The following is a 16,133-nucleotide window of genomic DNA, read 5'->3' as shown; positions in this document are numbered from 1 at the left end:
ATAGGTTTAAAAATTCCCTTGTTCATTAGTTGGAGGGGTTTCAATAGGAGGTGGTGGAATAGTTTCTATTGGTGCTGGTTCTGTTGTTGGTGTTTCTATTGGTGTTGGTTCTGTTGTTGGTGTTTCAATGGGTGTGGGTTCTGGCGGTGGTGGGGGATTTTCCGCAGTTAAGGTAATTTGGTAATCAACAGGTTTTGTTGCTTGGGAAACTACTACAAATTCATAAAAACCACCTTGGGGAAGTGTGCCTGACCAGGTGCGTTTGGTGGTATCTTCTAATAATGCTGGTTGTTCGCTGGTTGGTGGATAAACTGAAAATAAAACTTTGTCATCTGCTTTTAGTTTTACGTTCATAATTTGCCCAGCAGCAAGTCCTGCAATGTAAGCTTTTCCTTCTCCTGGTTTGAGTGTACCACTAACGCGATCGCCTATTTCCCCTTGCGGAAAAACGATTCTTTGTAAAGCATTACCATATTTAATCGCATTCACTTTATCAAATACAATTCCTTGCCAAACTTGCCCAATGGGTTTATCAATAAAGTTCTTTCCTCGTTGTTCAGGAAATCTCCAGAAAAATTCGGCATCTGCAATGTCATAAAGGGCGCGACTGCTAAGTTTTTTATTATTTACTTCGGCTTTCCATTTTAAGCGATCTTGAAGATCGTAACTTCCCAAACCTCTACGAGATTCACTACTTAAAAATGCCAATTTATCTAACCATTCAGAAGCAATTCTATCCCATTGCGCTCTTAATTGTTCGTCTTTTGGTTCATCGCTTAAAACCTTTCCTCTCTGACTAGGATTTCTTTGCCAGAATGTTTCATTAACTAAATTTAAGAAAAAATTGTAATCGATTCCTAAAGCTTGACGACGATCGCGCAAAGCATTCTTTCTCGCTTGTTCTTGTGGGGAAAGTTTTGAGATCGGTGGTTCAGGTGTTGCTGGCGTAGTTGGTTGTTCTATTGGAGGACGAGGCGATTTTCTAGCTTTTTTAAATAAGTTACTATTGCTAATTGCTAAAGCTATGCCACTGGCGATCGCAATTACTAAACCAGTAGCCAAAATTTTACCAAAACAACCGCTAGAACTACTACTACTAATAGTTTGATTCCTGCTAGGAGGAGGATTTGTTACTGCTTGAGTTGCGGCTGGAGAAACTGCTATAGTACTTTGAACTGTGGCAGAATTCGATGTTTTGCTAACAGGAACAGGGGAATTTATACTACCTCCCAAAATCTCGGAAACTTCACGGGCGGTTTGATAGCGATCGCCCGGACGATAAGCCAACATTTTATCTAAAGTCATGCCAAAACTGGGACTTAAATTTACTTCTTGTCGCCAGTTCCAAGTCATATTATGCGGATCGATTAATTGTTGTGGTTCCTTACCAGTTAATAACACTAAAACTGTCGCCGCCAAAGCATATAAATCACTGTGCGGATAAACTACCCCAACCTGCATTTGTTCGTGCGGCGCATAACCAATTTTGCCTAATCTAGTAGCATAAGAAGGTGCAACATTTGGCGGCGCTTGAGTAAATTGAGATTCGGCATTTGCCGCTACTTCTTTAACTCCACCAAAATCAATTAATACTGGCAACCAATCGGAATTTCTTAAAATGATATTATCAGGAGAAATATCGCGGTGAATTACACCTAAACCGTGAATATAATCCAAAACTGGCAAAAGTTGCAACATTAATTGCTTAACTTCTGGTTCAGTAAATTTCTGCCCCTGGCGTTTCCTTGTATCTAATAAAGCCCGATAAGTTTCCCCTTCAACATAATCTTGAACTAAAAATAAATGCCCTTCATCTTGCAGTTTTGCCCGAAATAATTCTCGAAAGTTAGGAATTTGAGGATGTTGTAATTTATAGAGAATTCCTGCTTCTCTTTCAAATAATTCTACCGCTTTTTGTAAGGCGTAAGTACCTTGAACTTGCGGCGCGAACTCTTTTAAAACACAAGGTTCATTGAAGCGGTTAGAGTCTTCCGCTAAATAACTACGCCCAAAACCACCTTGTCCCAGTTGGCGGATAATGCGATAGCGATCGCCCAGCAACAACCCCGGATAAACACCTTTACCCACAGGTTGATCCAGCTTCTCCCCACACTGTTGACAATAGAGATTTGTATTAGCGTTTTCGTGTCCCTTAGAGCAATAAATAGGCATCATACCTAACTTTCAAGTCGGGTTGTTAAATTTTAACTTAATCTGTTCCAGATTAACTCAAGTAAGCAGCAATGTAATTATTCAAGGTTGCCAGTTTTTTGGCTGGTAGTCTGAAACTTAATTGCGTTACCGTTTTTACTTCATTATACGGGAAATTGTATTTTTGTTGATTTACCTTACCTGAGATAGGTTGATAAATTTTGGGCGATCGCTATTTTTTGACTAAATAAACTCATCTTAAGTTCCCAGATCCAGATCGTCTGATATCTTAATAATGAATACCTCTACTAAAGGCAGTTACAATCATGGCGTTAACTCCTTCAACTATGTTAGCTTTGTGTACCAAAGCACCAGATTTCCAACTACCAGATGTACTATCCAACGAGAAAATTTCCCTCGCCACTTTTGCTGACAAAAAAGCATTACTGCTGATGTTTATTTGTCGTCATTGTCCCTTTGTAAAACATATCAAAGATGAACTAGCCCAAATAGGCAAAGATTACAAAGATCGGAGTTTGGGAATAGTGGCAATCAGTACCAATGATGTCGAAAATTACCCCGATGATGCACCAGAAAAACTTAAAGAAATGGCTTTAGAACTTGGGTTTACCTTTCCTTTCTGTTATGATGAAACCCAGGAAGTTGCTAAAGCTTACACCGCCGCTTGTACTCCTGATTTTTTCCTATTCGATCGGCATAGAGAATTAGTTTATCGCGGTCAATTGGATGATAGTCGTCCTAGCAACGGTACTCCTGTTACAGGTAAAGATTTACGCGCTGCGATCGATGCAGTATTAAACGATCGACCTGTGAGTCAAGAACAAAAACCTAGCGTTGGTTGTAATATTAAATGGAAAGCTGGCAATGCACCAAGCTACTATAACTAATGTTTAAGCTTGTAGAGACGTTGTATACAACGTCTCTACATTTTAAGGTTCTGATGCACCTTTTAAATCTAAAATAGTATTAGTTAGGATAACTATCTTTCCCCAAAAATTTTGTTTTTAGAGGAACTGGTATGAGATTTCCGCACATTTTAATGTTTATTATGATAGTCCTTGGGGCGATCGCAGGTTCTACTTTAGCAACTATCACTTATTTAAATGGTAGACAATCTGCCTTAAATGCTCAAATTTTCTCCCCCCAGTCTTGGAATAGTTCCTTACCGAAAAGTTTAAACTTGCAAAAAACACAAGATGATTCCCCAGAAAATAAAAGTACAGTAACACCCAATAATCCCCTATCTAGTAAAGTAGATTTTTCCCAATTTCGTCAATCTTTTTTAAATGCAGTAAAGCGACGCGATGAAATTTTTATTCGCGCCTTAGTAACTCCGCAAACTCAATCAATCACTGGGCAATCTTTAAGTTTAGAGAACTATAACTTAGAAGATGAAAACTCTCCTTTTTGGCAACAGATAGAAAAAGCTATTAGCGGCGGTTGTACTTTAGAAATGACTACTAAAATAGCCCAGGAACAAACCGAAAATGAAGTTTGGGTTTGTCCCAAAACCTTTGGCAAAGCAATTTATGATTCAGATTGGCAAACTCAAGTAGCAATTATTGCCGATCGCGTCAACATTCGCGCCGCAGCTAACATAAATTCGACGATAGTTGGCATAGTTTCTAAAGATTTAGTTCAATTTGATACGGAAACTTATTATAATTTATTAGAGTCAGAACGAGAATTAGTTAATAAATTTGATGGCTGGACTCCCGTAATACTGAAAAATGGGAAAAAAGGTTGGGTACAAAACAATTTTGTTTACTATGAACCGAGAGATTATCGGATTAGTTTTGCCCGATTTAATGGACAATGGCGACTGCGTTATTTATTAGGAGGAAATAGTAATTAATCAGCAACCAGGCGACGGGCGGTAGTAGGTAGAGAAATTTAACTTAAAAGTGAGAGAGTGCGATCGCACATTTAACATAGATATATTCAGCTAATAATTTTTATAATATGCTGTGTTGCCTCAACCCCGATTGCCCAAAACCCTATAATCCCGATACTAATCAATTCTGCCAAACTTGTAGCGCCCCCCTGACGCTGCTACGCGGACATTATCGCGTCACCCAAATACTTTCCACAGAAGGAGGATTTGGCAGAACTTACATTGCAGAAGATGTAGATAAACTTAACGAACCCTGCGTAGTTAAACAATTAGTCCCTCAAAATAAAGCAACTTGGGCAATTAAAAAATCCATTGAATTATTTGAAGAAGAAGCAAAACAACTGCAGAACATGGGGGAACATCCCCAAATTCCCACCATGTACGCCTACTTTGAAGAAAACCACTTTTTCTACTTAGTACAACAGTGGATAGATGGCGAAACTTTAGAACAATTAGCCCGTCGCGGAGGAGGTTGGCAAGAAGCAGAAATTCGTTACTTTTTGCTAGACATTTTACCAGTTCTTCAGTTTATTCACTCTCGTTCAGTAGTACATCGTGACCTGAAACCATCTAACATTATGCACCGCCGCAGTGATGGAAAATTCGTCTTAATTGATTTCGGTGCTTCCAAACAATTTATTAATACTACAGAAGCAATTCAAGGCACAAAAATTGGTACTTTTGGCTATGCACCAATCGAACAAATGCAAGGTGGAGAAACCTATCCCGCTAGCGATTTATTTAGTATGGGTGCAATTTGTTTCTATCTACTAACTAAAAGCGATCCTGCTGATTTATTCATTAAACATGGTTACGATTGGGTAACAAATTGGCAGCAACATCTATCAACACCAATTAGTACTCAACTAATAAAAGTTATTGATAAACTTCTCCAAATAGAGAGACAACATCGCTATCAATCTGCTGTTGAAGTATTAAAAGACTTAGGAACTAAACAACTACCAACCCTTCCTAATCTATCAATATCCTTGCCCAATAACCAGAAATTAAAAGACTCTTTGCGAACTGGAGTAATTATTTTATCTTTAATAGCAGGGGGATTTTTATTAGGAATTTTCGGTTTTCTTCTCTGGAAATTACAACCTAATCAACAGGTAATTAATCAATCAGAAAATACTGCTTCTATTTACCTTTCTCCAGTTTTGACTCTTACCGGACATTCCGATCGCATCACCTCCATAGCAATTAGCCCAGACGGAAAAACCCTAGCCAGTGGTAGTGCAGATAGAAACATTAAATTATGGAACTTATTCACCGGAAAAGAACTGCGTACCCTGAAAGATCATGCCGCTTTTGTTACCTCAGTTGACTTTAGCAAAGATGGCAAAACTCTTGCTAGTGGCAGCGGTGACAAAACTATTAAATTGTGGAATGTAGCAGATGGAAAAGAACTTTTTACTATTGCTCAAATATCGGCTTTTGTCTGGGCGATCGCCTTTACTCCAGATGGGATAACCCTGGCTAGTACTAGCGGTAATTATGTTGATGGAAATGATAACCTTATTCAACTTTGGAACTTAACAAATAAACAAAACATTCGCTCTTTTCAAGGTCATTCTAGTTATATTAGTTCTATAGCTATTAGCCCCGACGGACAAACTATTGCTAGCGGGAGTTGGGATAAAACTATTAAACTTTGGAACTTAGCAAGTGGCAGAGAAATTTTCACTTTTAAAGGTCATACAGATAAAGTTAATTCCCTGGCTTTTACACCCGATGGATTAGTACTTACTAGCGGTAGTACAGACAAAACTATTAAACTATGGAATGTCAAAACAGGCGAAGAAATTGCTACTCTAAAAGGAGATAGTAGCAGTGTCACTTCTCTAGCTATTAGCCCCAATGGAAAAATTCTGGCTAGTGGTAGTCTGGATAAAATCATTAGGTTATGGAGTTGGGAAACTCGACAAGAAATTGCTATTCTTAAAGGGCATTCCGATCGAGTATATTCCCTGGCTTTTAGCCCAAATGGAAAACTTTTGGCTAGTGGTAGTAAAGATGTTACTATAAAAATTTGGCAAATTCCCGAATATTAATATTTCCATTGTCCTTAATTAACTGACCAAATATTATGAGTTACTGTCTGAATCCTAGTTGCCCAAATCCGCAAAATTCCACAACAACAAACTTTTGTGTTACCTGTGGTTCCAAGCTTTTACTAAGAGAACGTTATCGGGCGATAAAACCTATTGGTCAAGGAGGTTTTGGCAGAACCTTTTTAGCAATAGATGAAGATAAACCATCTAAACCTCGCTGCGTAATTAAACAATTTTTTCCCTTAGTCCAAAGCGCAAGTAGCGCCCAAAAAGCCGCCGAATTATTTAATCAAGAAGCAATACAATTGGATGAATTAGGTAAACATTCTCAAATTCCAGAGTTATTAGCTTATTTCACCCAAGATAATCAGCAATATTTAATTCAAGAATTCATTGATGGGCAAACTTTATCCCAAGAATTAAACCAAAAAGGTGTTTTTAATGAAACGCAAATTCGCCAATTGTTAAATGATTTATTAGCAATACTGCAATTTGTCCATAGTCGCCAAGTAATGCATCGGGATATTAAGCCTGATAATATTATTAGGAAAAACAGCGATAATAAGTTATTTTTAGTGGATTTTGGTGCAGCAAAAACTACTGCTGGTACTGCTTTACAAAAAACCGGGACTAGTATTGGTAGCCCGGAATATGTAGCACCAGAACAGTCCCGTGGGAAAGCACTTTTTTCTAGTGATATTTATAGTTTAGGTGTCACTTGCATTCATTTATTAACAAAAATGTCACCTTTTGACCTTTATAATTTGGAAGAAGATACCTGGATTTGGCGGGAATTTTTACAACATCCTGTGAGCAATTCACTCTCTACGATTTTAGATAAAATGCTAGAAAATGCTATCAATAAACGTTATCAATCTGCCGCCGAAGTTCTGAAAGATTTAAATTCACCAACTTCAGTAACACCCAGCCAACCTCCAGTAAAAAATCCCTTACCTACACCTCCAACTCAGACAAAAAATAAAGCTGCGAATAGTCAAGTTGATAAAGAATTGGAAGAACTACGATCGCAATTTTTAGGAACGGGAACATCAAAAAGCCAGATTGATATTGAATTAGATGAAGTCAAGTCTCAATTTGATCCTAAAACTCGCAAAAATCAACCTGGTTCTTAATGGATTAATTAAGATAAAGTTTATCTTAAGCTGGTGATTTTTGCTGAGTGATTGTTGATGAATTAGTCAAAACTTCAAAGTGAGGTATTTGATTGAAATCAGTGACATTAGCTTGGTTATCTAAGGCCATTTTGCGTGCTTTCTCTTTAATTGTTTTCAATACTAATCTAATCACCCAAGAGGAGATCTGAGGATTTTTATCTATTTCGGTAATCAAAGCTTCTATATCGTTGACTACAGCTGCCATTGGTAAGTTAACATCTTTCTGCATTTGTGATTGCTCTCTTTTTTGCTCGTCCTTAATTTAAAATAAAAAATTTCCTTAGCTTTTTTCTGGTATCATGTGTCACTCTTTGATGTGACTGAAGAGTAAGTTTGCTTTGTGTTGGGTTTTACTTTCCCGAAATAGCAGCAATTGTAGTGCTCAAGAGTAAAGAATAATTGTTTTTTGCTTATTTGAACGATCGCACCGCGAAGTAGACAATTTGCCATCTGTCACACTCCAGCCAGATATTTACCCGATCGCTCCGTTAACTCTAAAGAAAATACTAGCCAATACTGCTCGGTTAAGCAAATTTGACTCTGTAGGGGCAAAGCATACCCTTCGGGAACTGCTTCGCAGAACGGGCGACAATTTATGACTTAAACCCTAGATTTTCTGTCCGAATGCTAATGCCTACGGCACCCTACGCGAACGCCCCTACTCTTAACTCATCGCATATCATAGTCTTAATTTAGCTTCAACTTGGGTTTAGCAATTAGGATGCGACAATTATTAAGTCCGAATCAATTGGTTTCTCTAATCCAAAATCTGCTAGGACACCAAGCACAGACTCAGGTGGAAGCAGCTGATTATCAAAGATGGCGACGGGAGTTTCTCCGTAAGCGGTTGCAATTAAATTTACGACTTGCTTTAATCGGACTGCTGACTTTTATCGCCTTGGAAATTAGAAATTTTTTCTTCGAGCCAGAATTTTTCCAATTTTTAGTTCTAGTGATTTATATCACCGAAGAATTAAGTTTGTTAACTTGTTTAATCTTACTAAAAACTAAATTTGGTCGGCGTTATCCCAGCATAATTTTTCTCGCTTTTGCTTGGTCTGTTACCGTAATTCCCCCGCTAATTAAGACAATTTTTGCTAGTACAATCGAAGCGGATATTTTAGGATGGTCATTAGCCTTTTTTGGCATGGCAACCTTAATTCCTGTGCGTTGGCAGCTACACTTAACAACACAACTCGGAGTTTTGGCTTACTATATTGGCAGTCAGTTATTATTAGGTAAAGCTGCGACAATGCCAGCACCTTGGATGACTACATCCTTGTTAGCTTTGTATATGTTTTGGGTTTGTTTCGTTTGCGATTTGTCGGTTTATTTATACGAACGTTTGCAGCGTTCCGAGTTTAGATCTCGTCGGCAAATGGAACTAGCTTATCAGGAATTAGCAATTGAACAAGAACAATCGGAACGTTTATTGCTGAATATTTTACCTCAAGCGATCGCACATCGCCTGAAAAAAACTAGGGGAACTTTAGCCGAACATTTTAGCGAAGCTTCGGTTTTATTCGCTGATATTGTCGGTTTTACGGAGTTATCAACTAAGATTCCTCCAACCGAAATGGTGGAACTACTCAATAAAATTTTCTCACTGTTTGACCAATTAGCTGAAAAGCATGATTTGGAAAAAATTAAAACCATTGGTGATGCTTACATGGTCGTTTCTGGACTACCAATGCCTCGCCAAGATCATGCAATTGCGATCGCAGATATGGCTTTAGATATGCAACAAGAATTAGCCAAATTTAATATAGAAAACAATCAAAACTTTCAAATTAGAATTGGCATTAATATTGGCCCAGTAGTTGCCGGAGTAATTGGTTTGAAAAAGTTCATTTATGATTTATGGGGAGACACAGTAAATCTTGCCAGTCGCATGGAATCTCACGGCATACCAGGCAGCATTCAAGTTACCAGTGAAACTTATGAATTACTCAAAGATCACTACATCTTTGTCGAACGAGGAATTATTCATGTTAAAGGTCGAGGTGATATGAAAACTTATTTACTAAAAAGCAAAATTTCCCAAACAGCGATTTTGCAGAATTAAAAATTAACTGTTAACGCTGGGGTAAACTCTCCCTTTCCAAGCACCACCTTTTCCCCGCCAATGTCGCCAAGCTGAGTCAATTGTCATTAAGTTGTAAAGCAAGGCAATTACTGGTAAACAAAAAGCGAAAATTGGGGAACAATTGTATAATTTAATTGTTGGAAAATAGGCGATCGCCATCAACAACCAAGTGATTAATCCAGGGAGTGCGATCGCTAAATTCCCCGTCAACAATCCACCAATTACAGCCAATGGTGGCACCAAATAAACTAAAGTCATCCCCAGCACAGTTCCCAACAATAAAAACGGCGAATAATTCAGTTGAGTATATGCCGTTCTCGCTACCATATCCCAAATACTTTCTAAACTTGGATAAGGGCGTAAACTGCAAGTAGATTCAGTTAAACCCAACCAAATTTTACCCGGATTTTTCACAGCAGCCGCTAAAGCACAATCATCAATTAACGCTTGTTTAACTCTTTCAATTCCACCAATTTGAGTTAAAGTTTCCCGCTTAATTAAAATACAACCTCCCGCAGCAGCAGCGATCGATTTATTCGGATTATTTACCAAAGGAAAAGGATAAAGTTTCTGAAAGAAAAACACAAAAGCCGGAATTAACAACTTTTCCCAAAAACTTTCGCAACGCAGCAAAACCATTAAAGAAACTAAATCTAATTTCTCCTGTTTGGCTTTAGTAACTAATTCGTAAAGATTTGTAGAATGATGTTGAATATCCGCATCAGTTAAGAGAAAATAATCAGGTAATTGATTGAGAGTTTCCGCGTAACGAATCCCTTGTTCCATCGCCCAAAGTTTGCCACTCCAACCAATAGGTAAAGCTGCGCCAGAAACAATATGTAATTGCTCAGTTTTGTTTAATTCTTGAGCAAGTTCTTGGGCAATTGTCGCTGTATTATCGGTGCTATTATCATCAACTAATACAATGGTAAAAGAACCGGGATAGGATTGTTGAAAAAGCGATCGCAAACTAAAAGCAATCACCTCCGCCTCATTCCGTGCCGGAATTACAGCACAAATTGCCGGATAGTCTTTTAATAGCGGTGACTCTGGAGAGAGAACAGGTAACAGTTGATTGCAACGCCAAAACTGACCGCGAAAAGCAAGAAGTATAACCCAAATTGTTAAAGAAAGAAAAGACAGGAGTAATACAAAATTAGCGATCGGCATAAGCTAAAATAATAAACATCAGAAAGCAGGATACAACATTTTGTGTTGGATTAATTAAGAAATTTCCTTTTACTCGCTGCTATCCAGAGAAAAGTTGTCTTAATTTAAGATAAAGTAAGTCAGAGGATAAATCGAAATGTACACAAGTTCCGACAAATCAATGGGTAAAGTTTTAGTTACACTCACCATTATCAACCGTGCCGATCAGTCTGCTGCTGCTAGAGGATTTATTTTAGCCGATCAAATACGTTCTATTACGCTAAATAACGTTTTGGTAGATACGGGTGCAACTACATTATGCTTGCCATCAGAAGCGATCGCACAACTCGGACTAGAATTATTAAAAGAAGTAGATGTTGCCACCGCAACTGGACTTAGTAAAGCCAGAATATTTCAAGATGCTAAAATATCCCTTTGTGGACGTGAAGGTACTTTTGAATGTTTAGAATTACCAGGTGGTAGAGATGCTTTAATTGGAGTAATTCCCTTAGAAGCCCTTGGTTTAGAACCTGATTTACGCAACCAAACATTAAAAGTTTTACCCTCAGAATCAGCAGATACTTACTTGACAATTTTGTAAAAAACTAAAATAAAAGCGCCCCTCAATATTAGAGGAACACTTAGATATAATTCAAGCAGGAGAAAGATGCAGTTTAGTGATAAGCACGACGATTGAAGTAATTCCAAATCCAAATCGCAATAATAGCGCCTAAAACTGCGAGAAAAACGCCAGGGAGACTCAGAGAAGCAGCCGTAAGTTGTAGAGTTCCTGTTTGCAAGAGAGTAGCTAAAGTTCCACCCAGAAAAGCACCAATAATACCCAGAAGAATTGTACCAAGAATGCCACCACCTTGAGATCCAGGATAAATAGCTTTTGCGATCGCACCAGCCAACAAACCTAAAATAATCCAAGCTAAAATATTCATGTTTAACGCTCCTTTTTAACTTTTTTATTTCATGTTTTTAGATTAACAAATACTCATCAGTTCACCATCACCCCAAGGAAATAAGCAAGTAGAGAGAACTTCTAAATATCTACCAACAAAATCTGCAAAAAATCTCTTTGACTGCGAATACTGTTGCCATTTCCCAGCCAACTCTGTTATAAAACGCAACAAATCAAGGATAATTCTTTATGCTGCAACAAGGCAGATGCGATCTAGGGTGAACGGTAAATTATGCAAACTCAAGACAAAACAACAGTATCCCGCAAGAGTCTAGAAGCCGCAATTAAAGCTTCTCAGGACTACCTACTTTCCATTCAATATCCCGATGGCTATTGGTGGGCAGAATTACAATCCAATGTCACAATTACCTCAGAAGCGGTCTTACTGCACAAAATTTGGGGAACAGACAGCAGTAGACCATTACATAAAGTAGAAGCTTACTTGCGAAAAGAACAGCGCCAGCATGGTGGCTGGGAATTATTTTACGGCGACGGGGGCGAACTAAGCACCACAATTGAAGCTTACATGGCATTGAAATTACTCGGAGTAGCCGAAAATGACCCCGCCATGATTAAAGCACGAGAATTCATTTTAGCCAAAGGTGGTATTAGCAAAGCCAGGATTTTTACCAAACTTCACCTAGCATTAATAGGCTGCTACGACTGGCGAGGTCTTCCTTCCATCCCACCTTGGGTAATGTTTTTACCAGAGTTTTTCCCCGTCAATATTTATGAAATGTCTAGTTGGGCGAGAAGTAGCACAGTACCTCTATTAATTGTATTCGATCGCAAACCAGTTTTCATCACCAACCCCGCCATTAATTTAGACGAACTTTACACCGAAGGCGTGCATAATGTAAAATTTGAACTACCCAAAAACAACGATTGGAGTGACATCTTTCTTCACCTCGATAACGCCTTCAAACTTGCCGAAAAACTCAACATAGTTCCTTTCCGCGAAGAAGGAATTAAAGCCGCCGAAAAATGGGTATTAGAACGCCAAGAAGCTACCGGAGATTGGGGCGGAATTATTCCCGCAATGTTAAATTCCCTCCTAGCATTAAGAACTTTAGATTACGATGTAGCCGACCCAATTGTAGAAAGAGGATTGCAAGCATTAGATAACTTTTCCCTTGAAAGCGAAGAAACTTATCGAGTCCAAGCTTGCATTTCTCCCGTTTGGGATACTGGATTAGTCATGCGAAGTTTAGTAGACTCAGGAATCGCCCCAAATCACCCCGCCCTAGTTCGCGCCGGAGAATGGTTAATCGAAAAACAAATCCTTGAATATGGCGACTGGGCAGTTAAAAATAAACAAGGAAAACCAGGCGCTTGGGCATTTGAATTTGTCAATAATTTCTATCCCGATGTAGATGATTCCGCAGTGGTAGTTATGGCATTAAATCAAGTCAAACTACCCAACGAAAAACTAAAACAAGCAGCAATAAATCGCGCCGTAGATTGGATTGCATCCATGCAATGTCAAGACGGAGGATGGGCGGCATTTGACTTAAATAATAATGCCGATTGGTTAAATGCAATTCCCTACGGCGACTTAAAAGCGATGATTGACCCCAACACCGCAGATGTCACCGCTAGAGTTTTAGAAATGTTAGGAAATTGCCAAATTTCCCTCGACGATTACAACATGAATCGCGCCTTAGAATATCTCCAAAAAGAACAAGAAACCGAAGGTTGTTGGTACGGTCGTTGGGGAGTAAATTACATTTATGGCACCAGTGGCGTATTAGCAGCATTATCCTTAGTTGCGCCAAAAACCCATCGCCATCACATCGAGAAAGGTGCCGCTTGGTTAGTCAATTGTCAAAATCCTGATGGTGGATGGGGCGAAACTTGCTTTAGCTACAACGACCCCAGCTTGAAAGGAAAAGGAGACAGTACTGCCTCTCAAACAGCTTGGGCTTTAATTGGATTAATCGCCGCAGGTGAAGCGACAGGCAAATTTGCCAAAGCCGCCATCGATAGGGGAGTAAACTATCTTTTGGCGACTCAACAATCAGATGGAACTTGGGACGAGGATTACTTCACTGGTACCGGCTTTCCTTGCCACTTCTATATTAAGTACCACCTCTATCAACAACACTTTCCACTCACAGCCTTGGGTCGATATCATGCGTTAAGCCTTTAAAACGTTAACAGCAGAGGGGCTTAAGGAGTTAGCGATTTCGGGTAAATAAATCGTTTCCTTGGCTTCTCTGCTGTTTTTCAGCTTAAACATACTTAATTGTGATTCCTATGCTGTTTCTAACCAATCAAAAATTTGGTCTAACTGTGGTAATGTCACTAGTCCATATTGCCAAAGAATCATGTGTAAGAAACCAGGTGTTCCTTCATTGTGCCGTAAAGCAAACTCAATAGAAGAAGAAGGAATCGCCAATTCGTCTGTTAAGAATTTAATCATTTTTGCTTGCATGATAGCTCACCTCGCCTTGGGTGGCAAAGTTACTCCCATAACCCAAGATATAAATAATATGCTTGAGAAAAAGGGGGATTTGCGTGATTCAACTCTAATTTTGTCGTGATATTGATCACACTAACTTAACGATCGAATTATACTCACTAATCAAATAAATCTAAAGGGAGATGACCATAAGTGCCACTGATGTCTTCTCGCGCCGAAGACTGGCATGATACAAGGACTCCACGATAATTTCCAGTGTAAGAATCTAAGTAATAACTCTGTTTATTGGTGTTAAATTTTATGTACACCGACCCAGGAATTTCTGGAGTTTTTTGAGTATCTAAAGAAACATTATAACCCAAACCATTTAAGTATTTTTGTAAAGCCTGAAAACCCTCTTCCGTAGACTCAGCGCAAATGCCAAAGTTCACATAATCCGCCAAATCAGTAATTACTTTCAACGCCTGACGCAGGAACACTTTTTCTGACTCAGATTCTACAGGCTTGATATCTGTACAACTATATTCCTTAAGAATTTTTTCCGCTTGTTCTACAGTTAAGTTCGTCGGGTTTTGTTGATTCATAGATTTTTTTAAGAAGGCCCAAAGAGATTTAAAAAATTAAACCGCAGATGAACGCAGATGGATTACGGTAGCCAAAAGTTGGGTAGGAGAGATTTAGCTAAATCTCTTGTCCACTGGTTAAAGGTTTTTGCTAATTGAATGTGCGGTTCATCGGGTTCAATGGGGAGAATTTCGGCTTTACTTCCTAGTTTAAATTGTTCAATTACCAAATTTGCAGCTTCCAAACCAGTAACATAAGCTTTTTCCTGCGACCATGAACCGTGACGGCTAACAATCCAATCACCACTCATAAATACATTAGCGAAACTTGTCTTTGCTGGCAACATATATTGATAGCTACCTGGGAAAAAATGAGTCACAGCTTTGGATAAACGAATCACGCTGCTATCAATTACTTTCGCTTCCCGAAATCCGGGAACACAACTAGCTAAATATTGCTGCACAATCGGAACAATTTCCTCGTTGCTTAAGGGTAAAAACTGGTTGGCGTGATAAAAATCTGCTTCGATAACTGTTCCGGGTTCGTCGCGGTATTCATCATGAATCGCATTTAAATCAAAAAATGTCCAACCTGTAGTATTGTCAAATCCAAAGCAAGCATTGGAAGGTAGAGGAATATCAATTTTTCTGTCAAACCACAGGCGGGTTGCTAAAACATCAACTGCTGATAAGTTGTTAAGATTGCGGAATTCTTGACGCTTTTGTAAAGTCGGACTTCCGCTGAGAATTTTCTGCATTCCGCTGATTCCCACAGCAAAAATTACCGCATCTGCATCAAAGATTTCTTCACCACAAACAACGCCAGTGGCGCGATTTTTATTATCAACGATTAAATCACTGACTCGGCGGTTAGTTAAGACTTTTCCGCCAATTTTTTCGATTTGTTCTACCCAAGGACGAAAGATTTTTTCTCCCACCGTTCCCCGACACCAAACAACATCAAAGTTCGGTTGATGCGCCAAGATGAAATAATACAACATTCCCAAAGCAGCAGCGGCGGAACATTGTTCACCTGGGGCGAATAATCCGACTAATAACATTGGTTCAAAGGAGTCTTTGTAGAGTCTGGCGGAAACCCCAAATTGTTTGAAAAGTTCTCTGGCGGTTACTTTGTCATACCGTCGCCAAGCTGAGTCTGAATTATCAAAGTCTATTAAGGTATAAAGTAAGGGTAGGGCGGAAAGTCTATCAATTAAAGGTAGGCGTTTAAATTGAGTATAAATAAATGTTCCTAAAGGTGTGGGAAGTAACGGTTGCTTCTGAAAAATGGGAGATTCTACTTCTAATCCGGCGGGGGAATATTGAGAAGAACGAGTCCAATTTGTGAAGGGATTTATTTCTAGTTCGTTAATTAGAGAAAAGATATTTTTATAAGGATACCAAAAGCCGTGAATTCCGGCTTCTACGGAACGCCCGCCAGGGGTTTTCCAACCTGCAACTAAACCACCGGGATAAGCTCCAGCTTCTAATAATGTGACATCATATCCTTGTTTTGCTAGGTGATAAGTTGCTCCTAATCCTGCCCAACCTGCACCAATAACTACTATTTTTTTATTGTGGGGTTCTGTTGTCATTATTTAACCTTGCTTGGCTTGCGATCGCAAATCTCCTTTTAAGCTAAGGTGGG

Annotated in this window: 14 protein-coding genes; 7 read left to right on the top strand and 7 right to left on the bottom strand. The window is 38.9% G+C overall.

The window, feature by feature from the left end:
- Window positions 1–6 precede the first annotated feature (6 nt).
- Window positions 7–2,175 carry a protein kinase domain-containing protein gene (locus ACE1B6_RS07275; RefSeq protein ID WP_413256586.1) on the bottom strand — a complete coding sequence of 723 codons (2,169 nt, stop codon included), beginning with the start codon at window positions 2,173–2,175 and terminating at the stop codon, window positions 7–9.
- A 302-nt stretch (window positions 2,176–2,477) separates the two neighbouring features.
- Here ACE1B6_RS07275 and ACE1B6_RS07270 point away from each other — a divergent pair, with 302 nt between their 5' ends.
- From ACE1B6_RS07270 to ACE1B6_RS07255, 4 genes are all read left to right on the top strand, one after another.
- Window positions 2,478–3,059, top strand: a complete 582-nt coding sequence (locus tag ACE1B6_RS07270; protein ID WP_413256585.1) for a thioredoxin family protein — start codon at window positions 2,478–2,480, stop codon at window positions 3,057–3,059.
- A 131-nt stretch (window positions 3,060–3,190) separates the two neighbouring features.
- A complete protein-coding gene (locus ACE1B6_RS07265) occupies window positions 3,191–4,027 on the top strand; it encodes an SH3 domain-containing protein (protein ID WP_413256584.1) in 837 nt (278 codons plus the stop codon).
- Window positions 4,028–4,134: 107 nt separating this feature from the next.
- Window positions 4,135–6,123, top strand: a complete 1,989-nt coding sequence (locus tag ACE1B6_RS07260) for a protein kinase domain-containing protein (RefSeq protein WP_413256583.1) — start codon at window positions 4,135–4,137, stop codon at window positions 6,121–6,123.
- A 35-nt stretch (window positions 6,124–6,158) separates the two neighbouring features.
- Window positions 6,159–7,256: a protein kinase domain-containing protein gene (locus tag ACE1B6_RS07255; RefSeq protein WP_413256582.1), complete on the top strand. Its 1,098-nt coding sequence runs from the start codon at window positions 6,159–6,161 to the stop codon at window positions 7,254–7,256.
- 25 nt (window positions 7,257–7,281) lie between these two features.
- On the opposite strand, the gene ACE1B6_RS07250 is transcribed toward ACE1B6_RS07255, so the two are convergent.
- Window positions 7,282–7,527: a hypothetical protein gene (locus tag ACE1B6_RS07250; protein ID WP_413256581.1), complete on the bottom strand. Its 246-nt coding sequence runs from the start codon at window positions 7,525–7,527 to the stop codon at window positions 7,282–7,284.
- A 492-nt stretch (window positions 7,528–8,019) separates the two neighbouring features.
- On the opposite strand from ACE1B6_RS07250, the gene ACE1B6_RS07245 reads away from it, so the two are divergent.
- Entirely contained in the window at window positions 8,020–9,363 is a 1,344-nt protein-coding gene (locus ACE1B6_RS07245) for an adenylate/guanylate cyclase domain-containing protein (RefSeq protein ID WP_413256580.1), read from the top strand.
- A gap of 3 nt (window positions 9,364–9,366) precedes the next feature.
- Here the strand turns inward: ACE1B6_RS07245 and ACE1B6_RS07240 are convergent, their stop codons facing one another.
- Window positions 9,367–10,548, bottom strand: a complete 1,182-nt coding sequence (locus ACE1B6_RS07240; RefSeq protein WP_459562982.1) for a glycosyltransferase — start codon at window positions 10,546–10,548, stop codon at window positions 9,367–9,369.
- A gap of 142 nt (window positions 10,549–10,690) precedes the next feature.
- On the opposite strand from ACE1B6_RS07240, the gene ACE1B6_RS07235 reads away from it, so the two are divergent.
- On the top strand, window positions 10,691–11,134 hold the full coding sequence (locus ACE1B6_RS07235) for a retroviral-like aspartic protease family protein (protein WP_413256578.1): 444 nt from the start codon (window positions 10,691–10,693) through the stop codon (window positions 11,132–11,134).
- Window positions 11,135–11,207: 73 nt separating this feature from the next.
- Here ACE1B6_RS07235 and ACE1B6_RS07230 read toward each other — a convergent pair whose 3' ends face one another.
- Window positions 11,208–11,480, bottom strand: a complete 273-nt coding sequence (locus ACE1B6_RS07230; protein WP_413256577.1) for a GlsB/YeaQ/YmgE family stress response membrane protein — start codon at window positions 11,478–11,480, stop codon at window positions 11,208–11,210.
- A 252-nt stretch (window positions 11,481–11,732) separates the two neighbouring features.
- Here ACE1B6_RS07230 and shc point away from each other — a divergent pair, with 252 nt between their 5' ends.
- Window positions 11,733–13,649, top strand: a complete 1,917-nt coding sequence (gene shc / locus ACE1B6_RS07225; protein ID WP_413256576.1) for a squalene--hopene cyclase — start codon at window positions 11,733–11,735, stop codon at window positions 13,647–13,649.
- A gap of 105 nt (window positions 13,650–13,754) precedes the next feature.
- On the opposite strand, the gene ACE1B6_RS07220 is transcribed toward shc, so the two are convergent.
- From ACE1B6_RS07220 to ACE1B6_RS07210, 3 genes are all read right to left on the bottom strand, one after another.
- Window positions 13,755–13,934: a DUF2949 domain-containing protein gene (locus ACE1B6_RS07220; RefSeq protein ID WP_413256575.1), complete on the bottom strand. Its 180-nt coding sequence runs from the start codon at window positions 13,932–13,934 to the stop codon at window positions 13,755–13,757.
- 146 nt (window positions 13,935–14,080) lie between these two features.
- Entirely contained in the window at window positions 14,081–14,506 is a 426-nt protein-coding gene (locus tag ACE1B6_RS07215; RefSeq protein ID WP_413256574.1) for a DUF1824 family protein, read from the bottom strand.
- A gap of 62 nt (window positions 14,507–14,568) precedes the next feature.
- Window positions 14,569–16,080: a hydroxysqualene dehydroxylase gene (locus ACE1B6_RS07210; protein ID WP_413256573.1), complete on the bottom strand. Its 1,512-nt coding sequence runs from the start codon at window positions 16,078–16,080 to the stop codon at window positions 14,569–14,571.
- Window positions 16,081–16,133: the final 53 nt, after the last annotated feature.

It is taken from the genome of Floridaenema fluviatile BLCC-F154 (genome assembly GCF_041929135.1).
GTDB lineage: Bacteria > Cyanobacteriota > Cyanobacteriia > Cyanobacteriales > Aerosakkonemataceae > Floridanema > Floridanema fluviatile.
Note: the sequence above shows the minus strand (reverse complement) of the source record. Positions and strands in the feature narration are given on the sequence as shown.